This window comes from Pseudomonas sp. AK106 (genome assembly GCF_053903055.1).
This window is the reverse complement of record NZ_CP096426.1, coordinates 3,322,424-3,342,265: the sequence shown is the minus strand read 5'-3', so window position 1 is coordinate 3,342,265 and position 19,842 is coordinate 3,322,424. Positions and strand designations below refer to the sequence as shown.

Below are 19,842 nucleotides of genomic sequence, written 5' to 3'. Positions count from 1 at the left end.
CAATCGGTTAAGCAGGACGCGAGCCACGACGCTGCTGATCACAGCGGCGGTTTTTGTGTGTGTATCCGGGTGCACGACCCAGGCCACGACCGGTGCGTCATTGGTCGATTACACCTCAGTCAGCGCATCTTCACCGCCACACAAACTCACCGGCCTTTGGGCCGGTCCCCACGCCGGCGGCACTTTTTACGTGGAAATCTTCGAGGACGGCGACCTGCGCACCTGCCTGAGCGCTCCGCCTTATTACCGGGCGATGGACGGAAAATATGCCGACGAGGCGTTGTATCTGGAAGACGGCACCCGTATTGAATTTCAGCCGGCGGGTGAGCAGCGCATCACTATTTATTCGCCCCCAGGAAGGCCGGTGACCACGCTGGAACGCGGTGCGCCAAGTCTCTCCGCCAGCGAGTGCCAGGGAGGCGCCGATGACGTCCAGCGCAAACTTTCCCACTGGGCTGCGCAGTAGCGGCGGGGTGCGTTAATGCAGTCGGTGTGGATCGCAGCCGCTACCTTCGCCTGCCTGCTGGCGGCATCGTTGCTGATGATGCACTGGTATCCCAGGCTTTCGAGCCGTCATCGAGACGAGGACACCAACACGGTCATCCGCCTGGTGGCCAACATCTTCGTGGTGATGACCTCGCTCGTGTTCGGGCTGATGATCAATTCAGCCAAGAACACCTATGAATCCATCGACGCGAGCTTCCATGCCTACGCCACTGATCTGATCATCTTCGACCGAACGCTGCGCACTTACGGCGAGTCCGCGCAACAGACACGCGGGCTGCTGGTGACGTACCTGGAGCGGGCCATTGCCAATCCGTATCGCGGTGACGAAGCGCTGCAGCATCGCAAGAGCCAGGCCGCGCAGTACCTGGACGACATTGGCAAATCACTCGCCGGGGTGCGCCCGGCGGATCGCTTCCATGAAACCTTGATGCTGGACATTCGCCAGCAGTACCACGGCCTGATCGAACAGCGCTGGCGAATCGTCGAGCAGTCCGAAGGGGCGATACCCGGCCCGCTGATCGGCATGCTGATCGCGTGGATGACGCTGATTTTCGCCACCTTCGGCTACCGGGCGCCGCGCAACCCGATGGTCATTGGCATGTTCACCGTATCAGCACTGCTGATTGCCGCGTCGGTCTACCTGGTCCTGGACATGGACATTCCCTTTCACGGCCCCATCCAGATCTCTGATGAGCCGCTTCGCCGGGCCTTGGCGGAGATGCAGTTGTAAGCGTGCGCTTTAACCGCTTTTGGGTCGTGGTCGCGCTCTGGTTGCGGGCCTTTACAACGAAGCGTCGGAGGGCAGAAAAGGAGGGATTTGCGAGGTGGGCCGGGTATGATGCAGCGCTCTGAACGTCACCACTCAGCACGCTACCGTCCCAGACCGTATTCAGGATCACAATGCCCAGCCCCACGTTTACCGCCATGCGTCTCGATGCCACGCCCCCGGAATCGATCAAAAGCCAGATCATGCAAATGGTGATCGACTACGTCACCGACCTCAGCATGGTGGCGATCGCCCCGAGCAATCCGTTGTACCCGCTGTACCAATACGGCGTCGGCCATGAAGTGCATCAGTACGTGCAGGCGATGGATGGCTCGCGGGGGATTGCGGTGGAATTGATCGTGGCGCTGGACGCCGAGGATCCGTCGATCGTCATCGGCTTTTTGCTCTATTTGCCGGTTCAACAGGACCCGCAGGCGTGCGCCGTGGCGTACATGGCGGTGCAAACGGCACGCCGTCGTCAGGGCGTGGCGCGGGCCATGCTGACAAAGATGACCGAACGCTATCCCCATGCGGAGCTGGCGTGCTTCGTCTCCAAAGTTGCGGTGTTCGAGGCGCTGGGTTTTCAGGTGTTGGGTGCGCGCGGGCCGCAGGTGGTGATGAACACCCGTGAGCGGCAGACCGAGGGCTTGTTGGCCGTTCTGGACATCGCGCCGATCTACAACTCGCTGGAAGTGCGGCAGATCCACAGCTATCTGTTGAAGCAGCACGGCAAGCGCGCCATGACCGATGCGGAGAAACAGCGCGATCGCCACATCGATCAGTTGACCCGCCAGGCCCGGCTATTCGTCAACGGACTGTTGGGCGAGTCAGGCGCGCAGGCCTTCATCGGCCCGCGGCTCGTCTAATCCAGCGATCAGCGAACGGCCTCGTTGAGGTCGATCCCGCGTGAGTCCTTGCTCCACATTTCCAGCAGGAAATCCCGCTCGGCGTGATGCAGCGTGCGTTCCATGGCCAGGTGCCGCGCCAGGACCTGGTGCACCTCGCGGCCCTCCATCGGGCAGCCTTCGATGGGGTGCAGCCAGTGGCATGCCAGCACCGCACCCTCCGGCGTCAGGCTTTCGCGAATGCGCTCGATGATCTCGCCGAAGGCATCCGGCGTCAGGTAATAGGCCCATTCGCTGATCACCACCAGATCGAATCCTCCCGCCGGCCAGTCCTGGGGCAAACAGCCTTCCAGCACCTGAACATGGGCATGTTCGCTCAAGCGGTCTCGGGCCAGAGTGACGGCCCGGGGGCTGAGGTCCATGCACAGCAGCGCGTCGCAGCGTTCGGCCAGGCGCAGGCTCAGCTCGCCATTGGCGCAGCCCGGCTCGAAGATGCGCCCATAACGCTGGCGCGGCAGAGCGGCGAGGGTCAGGTCGCGTTTGCGGTGTTCGTACCAGCGCGTACGGAAGGCCCAGGGGTCGTCGCTGTTGGCGAACAACGTCTCAAAATACTCACCTGTCATGCTCACAGAAACACCAGTTCGAAGGGTTGCAGCAGACGCTCCAGCGTCTGAGGGGTCAACACCGGAGGAGCGCCGGTGCTCGGGTCGTTTTCCAGCTGGCTCAAATGCGCCCCGATGGCCTCGCGCTTGCGCCGCAGTTGCTCCTCGCTGAGCCAGAATTTACGGGCCTGTTCCCAAGGGATGCGCGGGTCGTTCGGTTCAGCCCAATGCCAGGCCCACACCGGCATCTCCACCAGCGTCGCGCCACTGTTGGCCACCGCCTGGGCCGCGCAGTGGCCGACGGCTTCGTGGTCGCAGTGGCCGTCGTGGCGCCAGGTGGTCAACAACACATCCGAGGGACGCAGGTCTTCGCTGAGCAGGGCAATCAACGACTCGGCATGCCCGGCAACTTGACCATCGCCCATGCCGAGCCGTTGCCAGGACAGCCTCGACACGTCGAGGCCCAGGTGCGCGACGGCCTGTTCGCTTTCCCGGCGCCGCTCGGTTCGCAGGCGCTGTACCGGCCACAGCGGAGAGTGCGGATGACTGCCTTCGCCGTCGGTGACAGCCACCAGTTGCACATCGTGCTGCCGTTGGGCCATCGCCGCGAGCACGCCGCCGCAGGTCAGCACTTCGTCGTCGGGATGCGGCGCGAGCACGATCAGGCGCGCGCCAGGTGGAATCAGTTCTTCCAGGGTGATCGGGCGCACACCGCGCAACGCCACGCTGTTCTGCCAGGCGCTCAACGGGGTGCCGGTGACGCCGAAAGGCTGCGCTTCGTTCATAGTGACCAATCCTCGTTTTCGCCCGTGGCGACTCGCTGGCCCAGATGCGCCAGGTCGCGTTCGGCGTGGCTTTGTCGGATAAACACCTGCAGGTCGGCGGCCAGCCGGGCAAAGTGCGGATCGCGGCAGAATGGCGTTGCGCCCAGCGCCCGCCCGACGTGCCGGCAAACCTGTTCGACCGCCATCTCGACCTGCGCCCGCAGGCGTTGCACCGGCAGGCTCGCGTCGTGCTGTGGATGTGCGTCGATCCATGAGGCGCATTCGCGCAGGGCCGCCGCCGCGCCGCACAGCGCCGCATCAACGCTGCCCAGGTGAGCGTCAGCATGGGGTTCCGGCCGTCCGTCGTGTCGGTGCGCGCGCAAGGTCTTCGCCAGCGCTACCGCCGCGCCATACCAGGCCGCGGCGATACCGGCGCCGCCTTGCCAGAATCCTGGCCGGGAAAGGTAGTCGCCACTGTTGCCCACGCAAATGCCGACAGCGCCGTCGAAGTGCACGTCGCCGCTGGCGGTGCCCGCCATGCCTACGGCCTGCCAGGTGTCGCTGTTGAAGCGCACGCCGGACTGTTTCAAATCAACGGCTACCAGCTGCGGCGTTTCATCGCTGGCCCATGCGGTGAGCAGGGCGTAATCCAGCTGTTGTGCGCCAGAGCACCAGGCCTTGCGGCCGTGGAGGCGCACCTTGTCGCCATGGCGTTGGCTGACGCCTACCCTGGCGTCGGGCGGTTCAGCGGCCCATACGCCCCAGATGCCGGGTGCATCGAAAGGCGCTGAATTAAGTTCATCAGCGCTCAATTCATGAAGAATGGCGAGGGCGTCGGTGTGGCCTTCGTAGAGTTTGAGCAGCGCCAGATCGACGCCCGCCACCGTCGCCAATTGGCGCCAGCGTTCGAGGGTGCGACCGCTGCCGGGCAACGGCAATTGATCGAGCCCGCTGTCGAGGCAGCGTTGCATGGCGTGACGCAGGGGTGCGTCCGGCACGTGGGGGTTGTCACGGTGGGCGAAATCCGCCAGCAGTGATTCAAGTCCTTGTGCATCGTCCCGCATGACTGTCTCCGTCCCGTTGACGCCGACGCGAGTTGCGCGGGCTGTTTGCCTGGCCCGTTGCGCGGCCTGCTGATGAAATTCGGCAGCGCAGGCGGGGAGGGGTTCAAACATTTCTTCGGCCAGCCGGGCCACGCGCGTTCGGCCGGGCGGCTTCGCCAGCGCGCTGATCCCTGTTTTGTGAACGGGTGCGCGGTTTTGTCGCAGGGAGCGTTTCTCAACCCATGGGCGTCAAGGCATGCAGCGCCGTCGAGGGGTGTCGGTAAAATCCGCTTGTAACGCATTCGGCCCGGTTTTGCGCGACACTGTCGGGCACCTGTTTTTTTCGCTTCGTCCCTCGCCGCTGCAGTGCGGCTGCCAATAACGCCTGCGGTGCGCCGAGGTGGACGAAAAAAGGGTTGGCGTTGGCGCCAGCCGCTGCTTTCGAGAGTTCGCCAGATGAATGAGTTTCTGACCCGCCGTCAGGTGGTCACCGGCATGGGCCTGTTGGGGCTGGGCCTGCTGGCCGGTTGTGACGGTTCGACCACTGCGCTGGATTTCAAGTACGGCAAAGATCTGAGCAACAAGATCATGGGCCGCACGTTCAAGCTGACCGACACCGACGGTGAGGTCAAAACCCTGTCGAGTTATCGCGGGTTGATGCCGATGGTGTTTTTCGGTTTCACCCAATGCCCGGCGGTGTGCCCGACCGCGCTGGCCCGTGCTGCGCAGATCAGAAAGATGATGGGCGAGGACGGCAAGACGCTGCAGGTGATCTTCATCACCGTCGACCCCGAGCGCGACACGCCGCAGGTCCTCGACGCCTACGTCAAACAGTTTGATCCGACGTTTGTCGCCCTGCGCGGCACGCTGGAAGAAACCGCCCACGTCGCCAAAGAGTTCGGCGTGTTCTACGAAAAGGTCCCGGCGGGCAACACCTACACCATGTCCCATACCGCCACCAGCTTCGTTTTCGACTCCCGGGGCAATCTGCGCCTGGGGCTGTCACCCTCGCTTTCCGCCAAGCAATGCGCGGAAGACCTGCTCACTGTCATGGAAGTCTGCTGATGAATACTGTGTTTGCTGCTGTCTCGCGCTCGTTGGTTTCGCGCACGTTGGGGGTCGCCCTGTTGGCCGGGGTCAGTCTGAGTGCGGTTGCCCAGACGCGGGTGGAGGATCCGTGGGTGCGTGCGACGGTGGCCGGGCAGCCTTCGTCAGGCGCGTTCATGCGCATCACCGCGGACACCGACAGCACGCTGCTCAGCGTCACCTCGCCAGTGGCCAAAGACGTGCAGATCCACGAGATGAGCATGACCAACGACGTCATGCGCATGGGCCCGGTCGACGCCGTGCCGCTGCCGGCAGGCAAGACCGTGGCGCTGGACCCGGATGGCTACCACGTGATGCTCATGGGCCTGAACGGCCAGATCAAAGAGGGCGATCAGGTCCCGCTGACCCTGACCGTGAAAAACGCCAAAGGCGAGACAGAAGTGCTGAACGTAAGCGCCCCGGCCCGCGCCGCGATGGACATGAACCATGATCACGGCATGACCCATTAAGTGGGATCGCGTATCCGGTAGGACCGGCTTCACCCGGGAAATCGCCAGCAGCCACACCGCAAAACTGATGGTGTTCAAACCGACGTCTTCCCGGCTAAAACCAGTCCCACAAAGGCACCGCGTATTCACTGTGGGACCTGCTAAAACCAGTCCCACAAAGGCCCCTCGTACCCACGTAGGACCGGCTTCAGCCGGGAAAGCGCCGGCAGCCACACTGCAGAAGTGGTGTCGTTCAAACCGACGTCTTCCCGGCTAAAGCCAGTCCCACAAAGGCACCGCGTATTCACTGTGGGACCTGCTAAAACCAGTCCCACAAAGGCCCCACGTACCCACGTAGGACCGGCTTCAGCCGGGAAAGCGCCAGCAGCCACACCGCAAAACTGATGGTGTTCAAACCGACGTCTTCCCGGCTAAAGCCAGTCCCACAAAGGCACCGCGTACCCACGTAGGCCGGCTTCAGCCGGGAAAGCGCCGGCAGCCACACCGCAGAAATGATGGTGTTCAAACCGACGTCTTCCCGGCTAAAGCCAGTCCCACAAAGGCCCCACGTACCCACGTAGGACCGGCTTCAGCCGGGAAAGCGCCAGCAGCCACACCGCAAAACTGATGGTGTTCAAACCGACGTCTTCCCGGCTAAAGCCAGTCCCACAAAGGCACCGCGTATTCACTGTGGGACCTGCTAAAACCAGTCCCACAAAGGCCCCACGTACCCACGTAGGACCGGCTTCAGCCGGGAAAGCGCCGGCAGCCACACCGCAAAACTGATGGTGTTCAAACCGACGTCTTCCCGGCTAAAGCCAGTCCCACAAAGGCACCGCGTATTCACTGTGGGACCTGCTAAAACCAGTCCCACAAAGGCGCCACGTACCCACGTAGGACCGGCTTCAGCCGGGAAAGCGCCGGCAGCCACACCGCAGAAGTGATGGTGTTCAAACCGACGTCTTCCCGGCTAAAGCCAGTCCCACAAAGACACCGCGTATTCACTGTGGGACCTGCTAAAGCCAGTCCCACAAAGGCACCGCGTACCCACGTAGGACCGGCTTCAGCCGGGAAGGCGCCGGCAGCCACATCGCAGAAGTGATGTCGTTCAACCCGACGTCTTCCCGGCTAAACCCGATCACACAAATTGAATGCGCTGTCTTGGCGGACAGGATTCAATCCCCGAACGCCCCCACCAGCAACACCCCGTTCAGCACGATGATCAACAGCACGATGGCCCAGGCCAGGGTGGTCAGGATCGGCCCGGTCACGAAATCGCCCATCAGCTTGCGGTCGGACACGAAGCGCACCAGTGGCACGATGGCGAAGGGCAGTTGCATCGACAGGATGACCTGACTCAGCACCAGCAATTTGGCGGTGCCCTGGGCGCCGTAAATACTCGTCACCACAATCACCGGAATGATCGCCAGCCCTCGTGTCAGCAGGCGACGGATCCAGCCGGGCAGGCGCAGGCGCAGAAAACCCTCCATGACGATTTGCCCGGCCAGGGTCGCCGTGACCGTGGAATTGATCCCCGACGCCAGCAACGCCACACCGAACAGCATCGACGCCATGCCCACCCCCAGCATCGGCGAAAGCAAATGGTAGGCCTGCTCGATTTCCACCACGTCCGTTTTGCCGGCCTTGTGAAACACCGTCGCCGCGGTGATCAGAATCGCCGCATTGACGAACAGCGCCAGCGTCAGCGCGATGGTGCTGTCGGTCACCGCCCAGCGCAGGCCGATGCGTCGGCCTTCATCCGTGCGCGGGTAGGCGCGGGTCTGGACGATGGAGGAGTGCAGGTACAGGTTGTGCGGCATCACCGTGGCGCCAATGATGCCGATCGCCAGGTACAGCGCCTCGGGATTGGTCACCACCTCGGCCTTGGGGATGAAGCCGGCAAACAGCTCCGCCAGATCAGGCTGGGCCAGCACCATCTGGATGGCGAAGCAGCCGAAGATGACCAGCAGCAGCGCGATCACGAACGCCTCAAGCGCGCGGAACCCGCGGCCCATCAGCAGAAAAATCAGAAACACGTCGACGGCCGAGATCACCGCGCCCCAGATCAGTGGAATGCCGAACAGCAGATTCAGCGCGATGGCAGTGCCGATCACCTCGGCCAGATCGCAGGCGATGATCGCGATCTCGCAGGCAATCCACAGCCCGATGCACACCGGTCGGCTGCACCGTTCGCGGCAGGCCCGCGCCAGGTCCCATCCGGTGACGATGCCCAGCCGTGCCGACAGCGCTTGCAGGACGATGGCCATCAGGTTCGACAGCAGAATGACCGACAGCAGCAGGTAGCCAAATTTCGACCCGCCGGCGATGTCGGTGGCCCAGTTGCCCGGGTCCATGTAGCCCACGGCGACCATATAGCCGGGGCCGGTGAACGCGAGGAGCCGCTTGAACCAGTTGCCGGTCTTGGGCACCGCGACACTGGCGCTGGGCATGCCCCCGCCGAGCATGTCGTCGCCGGGGCGGGCAGGGTGATCGATGGGCGGCATGGAAAGTCCCGGCGTTGAATATTGAATGATCAGAGGGGTCGGAAAGGCGCCGAACTCTGGCCCTGCCGCCCGGTGTCAGCGCGTGGTTACCGTCTGCCCGCAGGGCTGCCGTGGTGCTGCCCGACGGAGGGACTCAGCTGGACAGCGACGTCGCTGCCAGTGAGTTTAGATAATCCCCAAAGCCTTCTTTGCACCGGTAGTCTTTTCGTGCGCTGGTGGTGACGCTGTTCGCGGAAATCCACGCGATCGACGCGCCGATGCGTTGCAGATCGGCGACCAGGTGCACGTCTTCGTGGGCGGCCAGCGCCTTGAAGCCGCCGGCCCGCTGATAGGCACTCGCGCTGACGCCCAGGTTCGCGCCGTGGATGTGCCGATGGTCATCCACTGGCCGGTACAGCGAATCATAGCGCTGGCGCACATGCTCGGGATGCCCGGACCAGTCGTCGACCTCGACGATGCCGCACACCGCGTCCACCTCCAGGCTGACCTGATGCGCGAGCCAGGCGTAGGGCACGACGCTGTCGGCATCGGTGAACGCCAGCCAGCGGGCGCCGCGTTCGAGCATCAGCCGTGCGCCTTCTGCGCGGGTCATGCCGACATTGCGGTAGGTGCAGACGTGGGTGGTGATGCCGTGGGCGGCCGCGACGCGGGCCGAGGCATCGGAGCAGTCATCCAGCATGATGAGGATTTCCACGGACTCGCCGTGGAGGTCTTCGTGGACAGAAGCAGCGATCAGGGACTTGATGCAGTCGTCCAGGAAGTCTTCTTCGTTGTGTGCGGGGACAATGATTCCAATCATCGAAGTGTCTCGTCGCGGCACCTGCGCTGATCGCGGCGTCCTTCGATGTCGACCGAAGTGATGGAAATTTGGTTTCAAGTATTTTCGTTTAGCAGGACCATCGCCTCGCTTATCACGGGGTTAAGGCATGTCCCAGACGCAGCGACGCCGCTGATCAGCGGCGTCGATGGCTCTACGTGCGGCGAGACTTTACAGCCTGCCCATCTGGCTTCAGCCCGCCAGCAGCGCCTTGGCGATGGCCTCGTTGAACGCCGGCAGATCGTCGGGTGTGCGGGAAGTGATCAGGGTCCAGCCATTGGCCGGGCATTCCTTGACCTCGGCATCGACCCAGTTGGCCGCGCCAGCATTGACCAGGTCAGTGCGCACGCTTGGGTAGGAGGTCAGGGTTTTGCCTTCGATCACGCCGGCATCGATCAGCAGCCAAGGGCCGTGGCAGATCGACGCGACGGTCTTGCCGGCGTCGGCGAACGCTTTGACCAGCTTCTGTGCATCGCTGTCCTGGCGCAGGGTGTCGGCGTTGACCGTGCCGCCAGGAATGACCAGCGCATCGAAGTCAGCAGCAGACAAGCCGGCCAGCTTGGCGTTGGAGGTGACGACGGCGTCTTTGTCGGTGTCGTTCAGGAACAGTTGCGCAGTGCCGCCTTCAATCGAGGCGTGGGTGACCGCAGCACCGTGACCCTTCAACGCTTCCAGCGGCTTGAGCAGCTCGTCGCGCTCGATGCCGGTGTTGGACGTGATGATCAAAACCTTCTTGCCGTTCAGTTGATTGCTCATGCTTTCGCTTTCCTCTGAAATATAAGTGCTGAAGTTGAAAACGGCGCTTGCCATTGGCAAGCGGTGTCACGTTCAGAGGAAGGCGCCAAAGCAAAAGTTCAGCCCGATTGCACTGAAGGGTACCGGGGCGGTTATCAGTGTTTCAGGCCGCGCACCCGGATATCGGGTGCGGCGAGCAGTGCCGTGCGACCAAACGGCGCACCACGATCCCCTCCATCATCACAGGCAATCGCGGACTGCGGTTTCCAGGGCATTGCGGCCGAAAGCCGACGACAACGGCGCGCGCTGATACAGGAAGACCCGGGTGTTGGGATTGCCTTTGTAGACCTCGAGGATTTCATCGGAGGCGATCTTGCCGGAGATCAGCAGTTTGTAGTGACCCTTGCTCTCGGTCATGGTCGTGCCGGGCTTGATCTGCTGCCACTTGGGGTAGATGCACTTGGCGTAGTCAGACGGCGTCTTGGCGGTGTCGAAATTGAACGACGGGTTGTTCGGCGTTGAACTGCAACCCGCCAGCACCGCGGCCAGGGTGCAACCCAGTAACGAGTACGGAAATAAACGGCGCATCAATTCATCCTGAATAAGAAAACGGAACCCATTCGGCAGGGTCGATGGGCGCCTATGTTGACCAGCAACCGTGCAAATGAAAAGCGCACGCCCTGAAATTTTTTACCCACCTGCTCAAGCCTCCGTTGCCCAGACGCCGTCGAGCCAGCGGGTCATTCATTCTGATGAGTGGCTTCACTCAGCCGTGCGCTGCTTTGTGCTCGTTATGTTTGCATGCTGCTCGTTCTATGAATAGAGTGAGCGGAAGCGAGCATTAAGAAAACGTGAGCTCGCTCGTTACTGCCTGATCGACGGAGAGCACATGTCACACGATGAACTGCAACGGGCTGCACGGTCAGTCTTGATGCCGGCGATCGCCGGACTCGCGCTGGATGAACCCGTGCGCCGGCATCTGCACGCCGGCGGCATGTCGGTGCTGCTGGGCGAGACCCGCGACGAATACCTGGCGCGCAGCATGAGCTTCGAGCGTCGCCGGGAAGAAACCGACGGGCAATTTTCCGCGATCGCCAGGGAGGCGGCGGTGTGTGCGGCGGCGCCGGTGCTGATCGCCGTCGATCAGGAACTGGGCGGCATCCAGCGCCTGCACGGTCTGGTGCCCGGTATGCCGGCTTCCGTCGAACTGACCCACATGAGTACAAGAGACATCGAGTCGCGCTGCTATGAAATGGCCAGCTCGGCCCGGGTCATGGGCGTCAATCTGTTCCTGGCGCCGATTGTTGACGTGGTCACCGGGGCGAATCCCTGGCTGCACCAGCGCCACCTCGGCGCCGACCCTGCTGAAGTGGCGCGCATTGCCTGCGCCTTCATCCGCGGTGTGCAACGCGCGGGCGTGATTGCCACGGCCAAGCATTTTCCCGGTCACTACCAGGTCGAGCAGGACCCGGCGGTGGAGCGGGCTTTCGTCCCTGATGACGCCGCTGCCCTCAGCGACGGGCTGGACGTGTTCCGGCAGGTGATTGCGGCAGGCGTCGGCGCGATCATGCCCGGGCCGGCCGTGTTCCCGGCGCTGGACCCGCACCGGTCGGCCAGCACCTCGGCGGCGGTGATCGGCCTGCTGCGCGATGCACTGGGGTTCGAAGGACTGATCGTGTCCGACGATCTCGACGCCGTTTCTATCCTGCGCGGCAACAGCATCGCCGACACCGCCGTAGCGGCGCTGAACGCCGGCGCGCACCTGTTGCTCGTCTCGGCGGAAGCGGGGCTTGATGACATCTCGCGCGCCATCGTCGATGCAGTAATCAACGGGGGGCTGGATGCGCAAACCCTGCTTGCCGCCGCGCACACAGTTCGCGCCCAAGCCCACGCCTCCCGAGCCCAGGTGGATTCAGGCCTGTACGTCTCCTACCCGGTCTTGGGCGGTCATCTCACCCGCCGCGTCATGATCTGAACAGCCGCTGCTCGCTGCCAACCACTTGCAGCTTATCGCTTGCCCCTCACCCCGTTTGTACTCCCGGCGCGGGCGTTCTACTCTCGGCCACTCCGTACACTCAGAAGGAAAGCCCGATGAGCTGGTCCGCCACGCAGTACTCCCTGTTCGAGCAGCAACGCACCCGACCGGTACGCGACCTCGTCGCCGCCATTCCCCTGACCTCGACGCGCACCGCCGTCGACCTCGGCTGCGGTCCCGGCAACTCAACCGAAGTGCTGGCCGAGCGCTTTCCGGAGGCCACGGTGACCGGGCTCGACAGTTCCGACGACATGCTCCGCGACGCCCGTCAGCGGCTGCCGGACATCGCATTCGAGCGGGCGGACATCGGCAACTGGAATCCGGCGCACACCTACGACGTAATCCTCGCCAACGCCTCGCTGCAATGGGTGCCTGACCACGCGTCGCTGTATCCACGGCTGGTTAGCCTGCTCAATCCAGGCGGTGTGCTGGCGGTGCAGACGCCGGACAACCTTGAGGAGCCGGCCCATCGTCTGGCCCGGGAGATCGCCGCGAGTGCGCAGTGGGCCGACAGGATCGGCGACGTCAAGCACCCGGATCGACACCCCGCCGCCTATTACTTCGAGCTGCTGAGGGCGCATTGCGCCGAGGTCGATGTCTGGCGCACCACGTATCACCATCCCCTCGCCGGTGGGCATGGGGCGGTGGTCGAGTGGTTCAAAGGTTCGGCGCTGCGGCCCTATCTGCTAAAGCTGGACGAAGCGGGTCAGCAGGCGTTTCTCGGTGCGTACCTACAGGCGATCAGTCAGGCCTACCCGGCGCAGGACGACGGCACGGTGCTGTTGCCGTTCCCGCGCCTGTTCATCGTGGCGACACGCTGAAGCGTGCGGCTCGCGTTAAGCCCCTGTGTTGCAAGCCGTGATCGATACCCCCGTTTTCTGATGGAGTGAGCATGAGCAACGACCCCGCTGAACTGGCCGCGCGCCTGATTCGCAATTTCAACGATGCGCCGCTGCAGCACGAGCGCCGCGACCCCCTGTACGAGAGCCACGCCGCTCGCCTGGGCACCGACACCGCCGCGCAAAAGCTGGGTGCGTCGGTGGACATTGTCGCGCCGGGCAAGCGCTCGTGCCCTTATCACTTTCACTACGCCCAGGAAGAGATGTTCGTCATTCTGGACGGGGAGGGCACCTTGCGCGTTGCGGGTGAAATGCTGCCGATCCGCAGCGGCGATGTGATCTTCATCCCGCCCGGTCCGGAGTACCCCCATCAGATCATCAACACCTCCGATGCGCCGCTGAAGTATTTGTCCATCAGCACCCGGGAGACGCCCGAAGTGTGCGAATACCCGGACTCCGGCAAGTATCAGGCGATGGTCACCCTCAATGGGGCACGCGCGTTTGCAGCCGTGCAGCGACCTGATGCCACGCTGGATTACTGGGAAGGCGAGCCTTGATTCACGGTTCGAAAATTCGCCCATGATTCATTCGGTTATAACCATAGAACGTCTCGATCTAGGCTCGATATAAGAAAAGCAGCGGTGCTTAGAGCAAAAATCGCTATTCTGCCCGCCGGCTTTCAAATGTGCAGTCAGGCAGAGCAATGGATTTTGGCAACGCAGGTTTCGTCGTCGCAGGGCTGGTGGTCGGTTTTATCGTCGGCATGACGGGGGTGGGCGGTGGATCGCTGATGACCCCGATCCTGCTGTGGTTCGGCATCAACCCCGCTACGGCGGTGGGCACCGACCTGCTGTACGCCGCCATCACCAAAAGCGGTGGCGTGCTGGTTCACAAAAAGAACGACAACATCGACTGGGGCATCACCGGCTGGCTGACCCTGGGCAGCGTGCCGGCCGCCGGGCTGACGCTTTGGTTTTTGAGCAGCCTGCACACGGCGCCGGACGCGATGAATTCGGTGATCAAACAGGCGCTGGGCGTGGTGCTGCTATTGACCGCCCTGGCGATCTTTTTCAAGAAGCGTCTGCTGGCATTCGCCCAGCGCCACGCGGGTGATCGCTACCGGCTCAGCACCCGAAACCTGAACGGGCTGACGGTGCTGACCGGCGTCATCCTCGGCACCATGGTTGCGCTTACGTCCATTGGCGCTGGCGCGCTGGGCACTGTGGCGCTGTTTCTGCTTTATCCCTTCCTCGAGACCCGTCGCCTGGTCGGCACCGAAATCGCCCACGCCGTCCCCCTGACCCTCATCGCCGGCATCGGTCACGCCAGCATGGGCAACATGAACTGGTCAATGCTGGGTTACCTGCTGATGGGCTCGCTGCCAGGCATCTACATCGGCAGCCACCTGACCGGTCGCATCCCCGACGCCGTCCTGCGTCCGTGTCTGGCGCTGATGCTGTTGGCGATCGGCTACAAGTTGGCGTTCTGAACGCTGGGTAGATGGACCTGCTGCGCTGCCACGTGTGGACGCGACCGGGTTGGCGCTCGACCTTGCTCGCGAAGGATTGGGAACATCCGCCAGCTCTTCGACGGCCGGGATGCCGTCCTCGTGAGCACGCTCACTGCCGCAGGGTATGTGTTCGCTGCACGCCAGGCCGGCGGCCGCACGCCTGAGCTCACTCCTTCTCCGCGCCCCAATAACGCTGCATCTCGATGAACAGAAACGACGCGGTCCATGTAATCAGCACCAGCCCCGTCAACGCCTCCAGCCCCGTCAGGTATTTCAGGTGTCCGTTGGGCGTGATGTCGCCAAAGCCGATGGTGGTGTAGGTGGTGAACGAGAAGTAGACCGAGTCCATGAAGCTGCCGTCGAAGTTTCCGGTCAGATTTCCCAATGAATCAGACCGGTTCATCAGGTAGTAGCCCAAGGCAAAGATCCACACCTCCACCGCGTGAGCGACCAGCGCACCCAGCACGCCGATGACCACCCGGAAACGGTGCTGCAGTCCTAGCCTCGGCATGAGCTGGTTGAGGCGAATCAGGCATTCGTAATGCACCATCACCGCTGTGGTGATGATCACGATGTTGATGAGCGTGACGGCAAACATGGCGCTCTCCCCAATCAAAGCGTCATGGGTCCTTCGCCGCCGGTGATGAGGGTGCGCAGCCGTTCGAGGTCGAGGATTTCCACCGCGCGCCCCGAGACACTGACGATTCCCTGACTGCGCAGCGAGCCGATGGCGCGGCAGATCGTCTCCAGGCGCATGCCCAGATAACCGCCGATGTCTTCCCGGCTCATGCGCAACACAAAGGCAGTGCCGGAGTAGCCCCGGTTCGCCATGCGGCAGGAAACATCGAGCAAAAAGGCGGCCATGCGTTCCTCGGCATTGAGCTGACCCAGTATCAGCAGCATCTCGTGGTCCCGCACGATCTCCAGGCTGAGCGCCCGGTTGAGGTTGCGCTGCAGCGAAGGCAACTCGCGCGCCAGCCGCTCCAGCTGACTGAAGTGGATGGGACAGACTTCGCTGTCCTCCAGTGCCATGGCGTCGCATTCATGACGATCATTGCTGATCGCATCGCAGCCCAGCAGCTCTCCGCACATGGGGAACCCGATCAGCCGCTCACGCCCATCCCGGGACGTAATGGCCGTTTTGAAATAGCCCGAGCGCACCGCATAGAGTGAGCGCAGGGGATCGCCGGCGCGGTACAGCACCGCGCCTTTTTTGATCTTCAGCCGTTGCGGGATGATGGTGGACAAGCGATCGGTGTCATGCACGCTCATCCCAAGGGACAGGCAGAGCTCGCCGACGTTGAAGAACGCGCACTCTGCGTTGAGGAACGAGCCGGGAACGGCAGCCAGATGGGCGGTCATGTGCATCTCCTTGAGTGACCCAGCATAGGCCCCTGCGCTGCACAGTGACAGCGGCCATTGTGGAGGGGGCTGAGCGGGGAGGGCTGACTGCGACCTTCTTGATCCAGATCAATACCGGGCCACTTCAGGCGCGCACACTGGCCGTCGGTTGATTCACTTCAGCCACCGCCCAACCCATCGCGATCATGGGAGGCTCATGAGGCTGCCCCATGACTGATCATTCGCGCCCGTCACTGCTGGTGCTGAACGTAGGTTCTTCCAGCGTCAAGTTTTCCCTTTACGACGCCACCGATGCCCCTGCGCAAGACCCCTGCCTGGGTCACGGCAGTTTCGAGGTACACCGGGACACCGAGCGCCTGATCTTCCGCCACGCCGACGGAACCCGGCAAAACGCGCAATGGCCACGCACCGACGGCCCGGCGGATAGCGGCACGTTGCGGAACATGATGGGCTGGATAGAGCAACACACCGAAGGGCACCTCTGTGCGGCGGCCCATCGGGTGGTTCACGGCGGCGATCGCACGCTCACGGGCGCCCGGGTGGATCCGGCCCTCATGAACGAGCTGCAGGCGCTCATTCCCATGGCGCCCCTGCATCAGCCGCGGTGCCTGGCGCCGATTCACTATCTGGCGCGCGAGCACGGCGGCCTGGCGCAATATGCCTGCTTCGACACGGCCTTCCACCACACCCTCGATCCGCTGGAGACCTCATTCGGGCTGCCCCGCGCCATGACCGAACAGGGCCTGCGTCGCTACGGTTTTCACGGGCTGTCCTACGAATACATTGCCGGTGTCCTTCCCGAATACGATGAGCGCGCAGCGAAGGGCCGCACGATTGTGGCGCACCTGGGCAACGGGGCCAGCCTGTGCGCCCTGCATAACCGGGTCAGTCGGGCCACGACGATGGGCTTCAGCACGCTGGACGGTTTGTTGATGGGCACGCGTCCCGGTCGGCTCGACCCCGGCGTGTTGCTGTACCTGATGCGCGAGCGCGGCATGGACGCCGAAGCCCTCGAAGACCTGCTCTATCACCAGTGCGGTTTATTGGGCGTTTCCGGTGGTATCGCCAGTGACATGCGCGAACTGGCTGACAGCACCGCACCAGCGGCAGCACAAGCAATCGCGTTATTCGTGCGCAGCGTCGTGCGAGAGATCGGCGCCATGACGGCGGTCCTTGGCGGCCTCGATGCGCTGATCCTGACCGGCGGCATCGGCGAAAACTCGGCGCCGGTTCGCAACGCGATTCTTGACGGCTGCGCATGGCTTGGCCTGCAGCACCCGTCCTCAACCAACACGCCACAAGGCGCCTGCCTGTCGCTGCCCGACAGCAAGGTTTGCGCCTGGACCCTCCCGACCGACGAAAACGCTGTTATCGCCCGCCACGCCCTCAAGCTGTTGCACAGCGGCGCCTGAATCGACCAGTGCGCATTTGCGCGCCACACCTTTTGCGTATCGCCCCCAGTGGAGTCGCCATGTACAGCTTCAACCCGTCACTCTCCAGCGTCGATGAAACCCACGTCAGCCGCGGGTCCTGGATGGAGCCCGACACCTCGCCGGGCCCCCTGGCCCCCGAGTTGCTCACGCGCCTGCACCACTACTGGAACGCCGCGAATTACCTGTGCGTCGGCCAGATCTATCTGAAGGCCAACCCACTCCTGCGTGAACCGCTGCTGGCCGAGCACATCAAGCCCAGGCTGCTGGGGCACTGGGGGACGTCGGTCGGGCAAAACTTTATCTACGTGCACCTGAACCGGCTGATCAGTGAGCGACGCACTGAAACCCTCTTTATTTCCGGTCCCGGCCATGGCGGTCCGACCATGAACGCCTGCGCCTGGCTCGAAGGCACCTACAGCGAAGTGCACCCCGACATCACCGCAGATGAAGCCGGCATGTTGCGTTTCTTTCGCAGTTTCTCCACTCCCGGCGGCATTCCCAGCCACTGCGGCCCGCATACGCCTAACTCCCTCCACGAGGGTGGCGAGCTGGGCTATTCGCTGATGCATGCCTTTGGCGCGGTATTCGACAACCCTTCATTGCTGGTGGCCTGTGTGATTGGCGACGGTGAGGCTGAAACCTGTCCGCTGGAAGGCAGCTGGAAAAGCGTGCACTTCCTCGACCCCCGCCGTGACGGCGCAGTGCTGCCGATTCTGCATCTCAACGGCTACAAGATTTCCGGGCCGACGGTCGAGGCACGGCTTGCCGACGACGATCTGCTCGAGCTTTACCGAGGCCGGGGTTATCAGCCGATTATCGTCGCGGGCAATGACCTGCCGGGCATGCACCAGCGCTTCGCCGCCGCGCTCAATCGCTGTGACGACATCATCTGTGAGATCCAGGCCGCGGCCAGAGAGGGCGGCGGAACCGTACGCGCGCGATGGCCCATGATTATTCTGCGCAGCCCCAAAGGCTGGACCGGCCCCAAGGTCGTCGACGGGCTGCCGGTCGAGGGCACGTTCCGCGCCCATCAGGTTCCCCTCGCCAACGTCGCCGGCAACCCCGAGCACCTCCAGCAACTGGAAGACTGGATGCGCAGCTACGAACCCCAGACGCTGTTCGATGAACAGGGGCGTCTGGCGCCAGGACTTCAAGCCCTGACACCGCCACCGGCGCTGCGCATGGGTGCGATCCCTTACGTGAACGGTGGCCGCATGCTGGTGGCGCTGGACCTGCCGAACTTTGCCGAATACGGGCTTGATGTGCCTGGCCCGGGGCAGGTCATCGCCGAAGCGCCGCGCAAGCTGGGCGAGTACCTGCGCGACGTGATGCGCAACAACCCGCGCAACTTCCGCGTATTCGGGCCGGACGAGACCAGCTCCAACCGGCTCAATGCGGTGTTCGAAGCGAGCAACCGGACGGCCGCCGGGCCGTGTCTGGACATTGACGACCATCTGGCCTCCGACGGGCGTGTGATGGAAGTGCTGAGCGAGCACCTGTGCGAGGGCTGGCTCGAAGGGTACCTGCTCACCGGGCGCCACGGCATGTGGTCAACCTACGAAGCGTTCGCCCAAGTGGTCGATTCCATGGTCACGCAACACGCCAAGTGGTTGCAGCAGAGCCGTGAGTTTGCCTGGCGCCGGCCGCTGGCCTCGCTCAACATCCTGATCAGCAGTCACGCCTGGCGCAACGACCACAATGGCTTCAGTCATCAGTCCACGGGGTTCGTTGACAACGTGCTGCAGCGTCGTTCGGATGTGGTTCGCGTGTACTACCCGCCGGACTCCAACTGCCTGGTCAATGTCTTCGACCACTGCCTGCGCAGTCGCAACTATGTGAACGTCGTGACCTGTGGCAAGCAGCCGGATTTCCAGTGGCTGGACTTCGATGCGGCGCTCAGGCACTGCTCCCAAGGCGCGTCGATCTGGTCCTTTGCCAGCAGCGATGACGGGGCGCCGGACGTGGTGCTCGGTTGTGCGGGGGATGTGCCTACCACCGAGGCAGTGGCGGCCGCCTGGTTGCTGCAAAAGCATGTGCCCGGCATCCGCGTGAGGCTGGTGAACGTGGTCGACCTCGGGATTTTGAGCGCCCCCGAGGATCGGCCCCATGGCATGGATCACGCCTCGTTCGAAGCGCTGTTCACCCGGGACGCACCGGTGATGTTCGCCTTTCATGGCTCGACCTGGGTCATTCACTCGATGGTCCACGGCCGCGCCAACGAAGCCCGTTTTCATGTGCGCGGCTTCAGCGACCGAGGCACCACCACCACGCCTTTTGACATGGTGGTGCTCAACCGCATGAGCCGTTATCACCTGGCGATCGACGCCTTGAGCCACGTCCCGCATCTGCGCGCCCACAGCCTTGACGCCGTGCACTTCTTCGAGAGCCAGTTGCGCAAACACGATGCCTGGATTCGGGAGCACTTCGAGGACATGCCGGAGATCAGGAACTGGCGCTGGACGGATGATTTCAGTGACTCCGATGCACCGCCGCCACTGGCCAAGGGGCATGTCCGCGGGCAGACCTTCACGGACGCGTGATCCAT

Annotated in this window: 20 protein-coding genes; 11 read left to right on the top strand and 9 right to left on the bottom strand. The window is 63.3% G+C overall.

Going from position 1 to position 19,842, the window contains the following annotated elements; all coding sequences use genetic code 11:
• Positions 1-100 precede the first annotated feature (100 nt).
• The 3 genes from M1E04_RS14830 (at position 101) to M1E04_RS14820 (ending at position 2,139) form a co-directional block, all read left to right on the top strand.
• On the top strand, positions 101-466 hold the full coding sequence (locus M1E04_RS14830; protein ID WP_456291590.1) for a hypothetical protein: 366 nt from the start codon (positions 101-103) through the stop codon (positions 464-466).
• A gap of 15 nt (positions 467-481) precedes the next feature.
• Complete coding sequence (locus M1E04_RS14825; RefSeq protein ID WP_065987123.1) at positions 482-1,237, top strand: bestrophin-like domain; 756 nt, start codon at positions 482-484, stop codon at positions 1,235-1,237.
• A gap of 170 nt (positions 1,238-1,407) precedes the next feature.
• Positions 1,408-2,139, top strand: coding sequence for a GNAT family N-acetyltransferase (locus tag M1E04_RS14820; RefSeq protein ID WP_369320045.1), 732 nt, complete (start codon positions 1,408-1,410; stop codon positions 2,137-2,139).
• A gap of 8 nt (positions 2,140-2,147) precedes the next feature.
• Here the strand turns inward: M1E04_RS14820 and M1E04_RS14815 are convergent, their stop codons facing one another.
• From M1E04_RS14815 to M1E04_RS14805, 3 genes are read right to left on the bottom strand one after another with little or no spacing between them, the layout of a single operon-like run.
• A complete protein-coding gene (locus M1E04_RS14815) occupies positions 2,148-2,747 on the bottom strand; it encodes a methyltransferase domain-containing protein (RefSeq protein ID WP_456291589.1) in 600 nt (199 codons plus the stop codon).
• Positions 2,744-3,505: a PIG-L deacetylase family protein gene (locus tag M1E04_RS14810; RefSeq protein ID WP_410930614.1), complete on the bottom strand. Its 762-nt coding sequence runs from the start codon at positions 3,503-3,505 to the stop codon at positions 2,744-2,746. The genes M1E04_RS14815 and M1E04_RS14810 overlap by 4 nt, the downstream gene beginning before the upstream one ends.
• Positions 3,502-4,548 (bottom strand): acyl-CoA dehydrogenase family protein, encoded by a 1,047-nt coding sequence (locus M1E04_RS14805; protein WP_456291588.1) that lies wholly within the window; start codon positions 4,546-4,548, stop codon positions 3,502-3,504. The genes M1E04_RS14810 and M1E04_RS14805 overlap by 4 nt, the downstream gene beginning before the upstream one ends.
• 435 nt (positions 4,549-4,983) lie before the next feature.
• Here M1E04_RS14805 and M1E04_RS14800 point away from each other — a divergent pair, with 435 nt between their 5' ends.
• Entirely contained in the window at positions 4,984-5,592 is a 609-nt protein-coding gene (locus M1E04_RS14800; RefSeq protein ID WP_065987131.1) for an SCO family protein, read from the top strand.
• The gene (locus M1E04_RS14795) at positions 5,592-6,083 is read left to right on the top strand and encodes a copper chaperone PCu(A)C (protein WP_296311394.1); all 492 of its coding nucleotides are present in this window, start codon (positions 5,592-5,594) and stop codon (positions 6,081-6,083) included. Before M1E04_RS14800 ends, M1E04_RS14795 begins: the two co-directional genes overlap by 1 nt.
• A gap of 1,154 nt (positions 6,084-7,237) precedes the next feature.
• Here M1E04_RS14795 and M1E04_RS14790 read toward each other — a convergent pair.
• From M1E04_RS14790 to M1E04_RS14775, 4 genes are all read right to left on the bottom strand, one after another.
• A complete protein-coding gene (locus M1E04_RS14790; protein ID WP_410930273.1) occupies positions 7,238-8,527 on the bottom strand; it encodes an Nramp family divalent metal transporter in 1,290 nt (429 codons plus the stop codon).
• Between the two features lie 172 nt (positions 8,528-8,699).
• Positions 8,700-9,365, bottom strand: a complete 666-nt coding sequence (locus M1E04_RS14785; RefSeq protein WP_410933292.1) for a glycosyltransferase — start codon at positions 9,363-9,365, stop codon at positions 8,700-8,702.
• A 210-nt stretch (positions 9,366-9,575) separates the two neighbouring features.
• Positions 9,576-10,139, bottom strand: a complete 564-nt coding sequence (locus M1E04_RS14780) for a type 1 glutamine amidotransferase domain-containing protein (protein ID WP_456291587.1) — start codon at positions 10,137-10,139, stop codon at positions 9,576-9,578.
• 219 nt (positions 10,140-10,358) lie between these two features.
• Positions 10,359-10,706, bottom strand: coding sequence for a hypothetical protein (locus M1E04_RS14775; protein ID WP_065987139.1), 348 nt, complete (start codon positions 10,704-10,706; stop codon positions 10,359-10,361).
• A 301-nt stretch (positions 10,707-11,007) separates the two neighbouring features.
• Here M1E04_RS14775 and M1E04_RS14770 point away from each other — a divergent pair, with 301 nt between their 5' ends.
• The 4 genes from M1E04_RS14770 to M1E04_RS14755 all read left to right on the top strand — a co-directional run bounded on the left by M1E04_RS14770 (position 11,008) and on the right by M1E04_RS14755 (position 14,481).
• Positions 11,008-12,093, top strand: coding sequence for a glycoside hydrolase family 3 N-terminal domain-containing protein (locus M1E04_RS14770; RefSeq protein ID WP_456291586.1), 1,086 nt, complete (start codon positions 11,008-11,010; stop codon positions 12,091-12,093).
• A 116-nt stretch (positions 12,094-12,209) separates the two neighbouring features.
• Positions 12,210-12,974: a trans-aconitate 2-methyltransferase gene (tam, locus tag M1E04_RS14765; RefSeq protein WP_456291585.1), complete on the top strand. Its 765-nt coding sequence runs from the start codon at positions 12,210-12,212 to the stop codon at positions 12,972-12,974.
• A 71-nt stretch (positions 12,975-13,045) separates the two neighbouring features.
• Complete coding sequence (locus M1E04_RS14760) at positions 13,046-13,549, top strand: cupin domain-containing protein (RefSeq protein ID WP_456291584.1); 504 nt, start codon at positions 13,046-13,048, stop codon at positions 13,547-13,549.
• A 146-nt stretch (positions 13,550-13,695) separates the two neighbouring features.
• Positions 13,696-14,481 (top strand): sulfite exporter TauE/SafE family protein, encoded by a 786-nt coding sequence (locus M1E04_RS14755; RefSeq protein WP_065987149.1) that lies wholly within the window; start codon positions 13,696-13,698, stop codon positions 14,479-14,481.
• Between the two features lie 187 nt (positions 14,482-14,668).
• Here the strand turns inward: M1E04_RS14755 and M1E04_RS14750 are convergent, their stop codons facing one another.
• Together M1E04_RS14750 and M1E04_RS14745 are read right to left on the bottom strand one after the other, a co-directional pair.
• Positions 14,669-15,100 (bottom strand): potassium channel family protein, encoded by a 432-nt coding sequence (locus M1E04_RS14750; RefSeq protein WP_456291583.1) that lies wholly within the window; start codon positions 15,098-15,100, stop codon positions 14,669-14,671.
• Positions 15,101-15,114: 14 nt separating this feature from the next.
• The gene (locus M1E04_RS14745; RefSeq protein WP_456291582.1) at positions 15,115-15,864 is read right to left on the bottom strand and encodes a helix-turn-helix domain-containing protein; all 750 of its coding nucleotides are present in this window, start codon (positions 15,862-15,864) and stop codon (positions 15,115-15,117) included.
• A gap of 209 nt (positions 15,865-16,073) precedes the next feature.
• Here M1E04_RS14745 and M1E04_RS14740 point away from each other — a divergent pair, with 209 nt between their 5' ends.
• Together M1E04_RS14740 and M1E04_RS14735 are read left to right on the top strand one after the other, a co-directional pair.
• Entirely contained in the window at positions 16,074-17,276 is a 1,203-nt protein-coding gene (locus tag M1E04_RS14740) for an acetate/propionate family kinase (RefSeq protein ID WP_456291581.1), read from the top strand.
• 59 nt (positions 17,277-17,335) lie between these two features.
• A complete protein-coding gene (locus M1E04_RS14735) occupies positions 17,336-19,837 on the top strand; it encodes a phosphoketolase family protein (RefSeq protein WP_456291580.1) in 2,502 nt (833 codons plus the stop codon).
• Positions 19,838-19,842 lie beyond the last annotated feature (5 nt).

What these genes read in the sequence shown, in the direction of transcription:
- M1E04_RS14825 (WP_065987123.1), top strand. Translation starts at nt 482, where the DNA reads ATGCAGTCGGTGTGGATCGCAGCCGCTACCTTCGCCTGCCTGCTGGCG.
- M1E04_RS14820 (WP_369320045.1), top strand. Translation starts at nt 1,408, where the DNA reads ATGCCCAGCCCCACGTTTACCGCCATGCGTCTCGATGCCACGCCCCCG.
- M1E04_RS14810 (WP_410930614.1), bottom strand. Translation starts at nt 3,505, where the DNA reads ATGAACGAAGCGCAGCCTTTCGGCGTCACCGGCACCCCGTTGAGCGCC.
- M1E04_RS14805 (WP_456291588.1), bottom strand. Translation starts at nt 4,548, where the DNA reads ATGCGGGACGATGCACAAGGACTTGAATCACTGCTGGCGGATTTCGCC.
- M1E04_RS14800 (WP_065987131.1), top strand. Translation starts at nt 4,984, where the DNA reads ATGAATGAGTTTCTGACCCGCCGTCAGGTGGTCACCGGCATGGGCCTG.
- M1E04_RS14795 (WP_296311394.1), top strand. Translation starts at nt 5,592, where the DNA reads ATGAATACTGTGTTTGCTGCTGTCTCGCGCTCGTTGGTTTCGCGCACG.
- M1E04_RS14790 (WP_410930273.1), bottom strand. Translation starts at nt 8,527, where the DNA reads ATGCTCGGCGGGGGCATGCCCAGCGCCAGTGTCGCGGTGCCCAAGACC.
- M1E04_RS14785 (WP_410933292.1), bottom strand. Translation starts at nt 9,365, where the DNA reads ATGATTGGAATCATTGTCCCCGCACACAACGAAGAAGACTTCCTGGAC.
- M1E04_RS14780 (WP_456291587.1), bottom strand. Translation starts at nt 10,139, where the DNA reads ATGAGCAATCAACTGAACGGCAAGAAGGTTTTGATCATCACGTCCAAC.
- M1E04_RS14775 (WP_065987139.1), bottom strand. Translation starts at nt 10,706, where the DNA reads ATGCGCCGTTTATTTCCGTACTCGTTACTGGGTTGCACCCTGGCCGCG.
- M1E04_RS14770 (WP_456291586.1), top strand. Translation starts at nt 11,008, where the DNA reads ATGTCACACGATGAACTGCAACGGGCTGCACGGTCAGTCTTGATGCCG.
- tam (WP_456291585.1), top strand. Translation starts at nt 12,210, where the DNA reads ATGAGCTGGTCCGCCACGCAGTACTCCCTGTTCGAGCAGCAACGCACC.
- M1E04_RS14760 (WP_456291584.1), top strand. Translation starts at nt 13,046, where the DNA reads ATGAGCAACGACCCCGCTGAACTGGCCGCGCGCCTGATTCGCAATTTC.
- M1E04_RS14755 (WP_065987149.1), top strand. Translation starts at nt 13,696, where the DNA reads ATGGATTTTGGCAACGCAGGTTTCGTCGTCGCAGGGCTGGTGGTCGGT.
- M1E04_RS14750 (WP_456291583.1), bottom strand. Translation starts at nt 15,100, where the DNA reads ATGTTTGCCGTCACGCTCATCAACATCGTGATCATCACCACAGCGGTG.
- M1E04_RS14745 (WP_456291582.1), bottom strand. Translation starts at nt 15,864, where the DNA reads ATGACCGCCCATCTGGCTGCCGTTCCCGGCTCGTTCCTCAACGCAGAG.
- M1E04_RS14740 (WP_456291581.1), top strand. Translation starts at nt 16,074, where the DNA reads ATGACTGATCATTCGCGCCCGTCACTGCTGGTGCTGAACGTAGGTTCT.
- M1E04_RS14735 (WP_456291580.1), top strand. Translation starts at nt 17,336, where the DNA reads ATGTACAGCTTCAACCCGTCACTCTCCAGCGTCGATGAAACCCACGTC.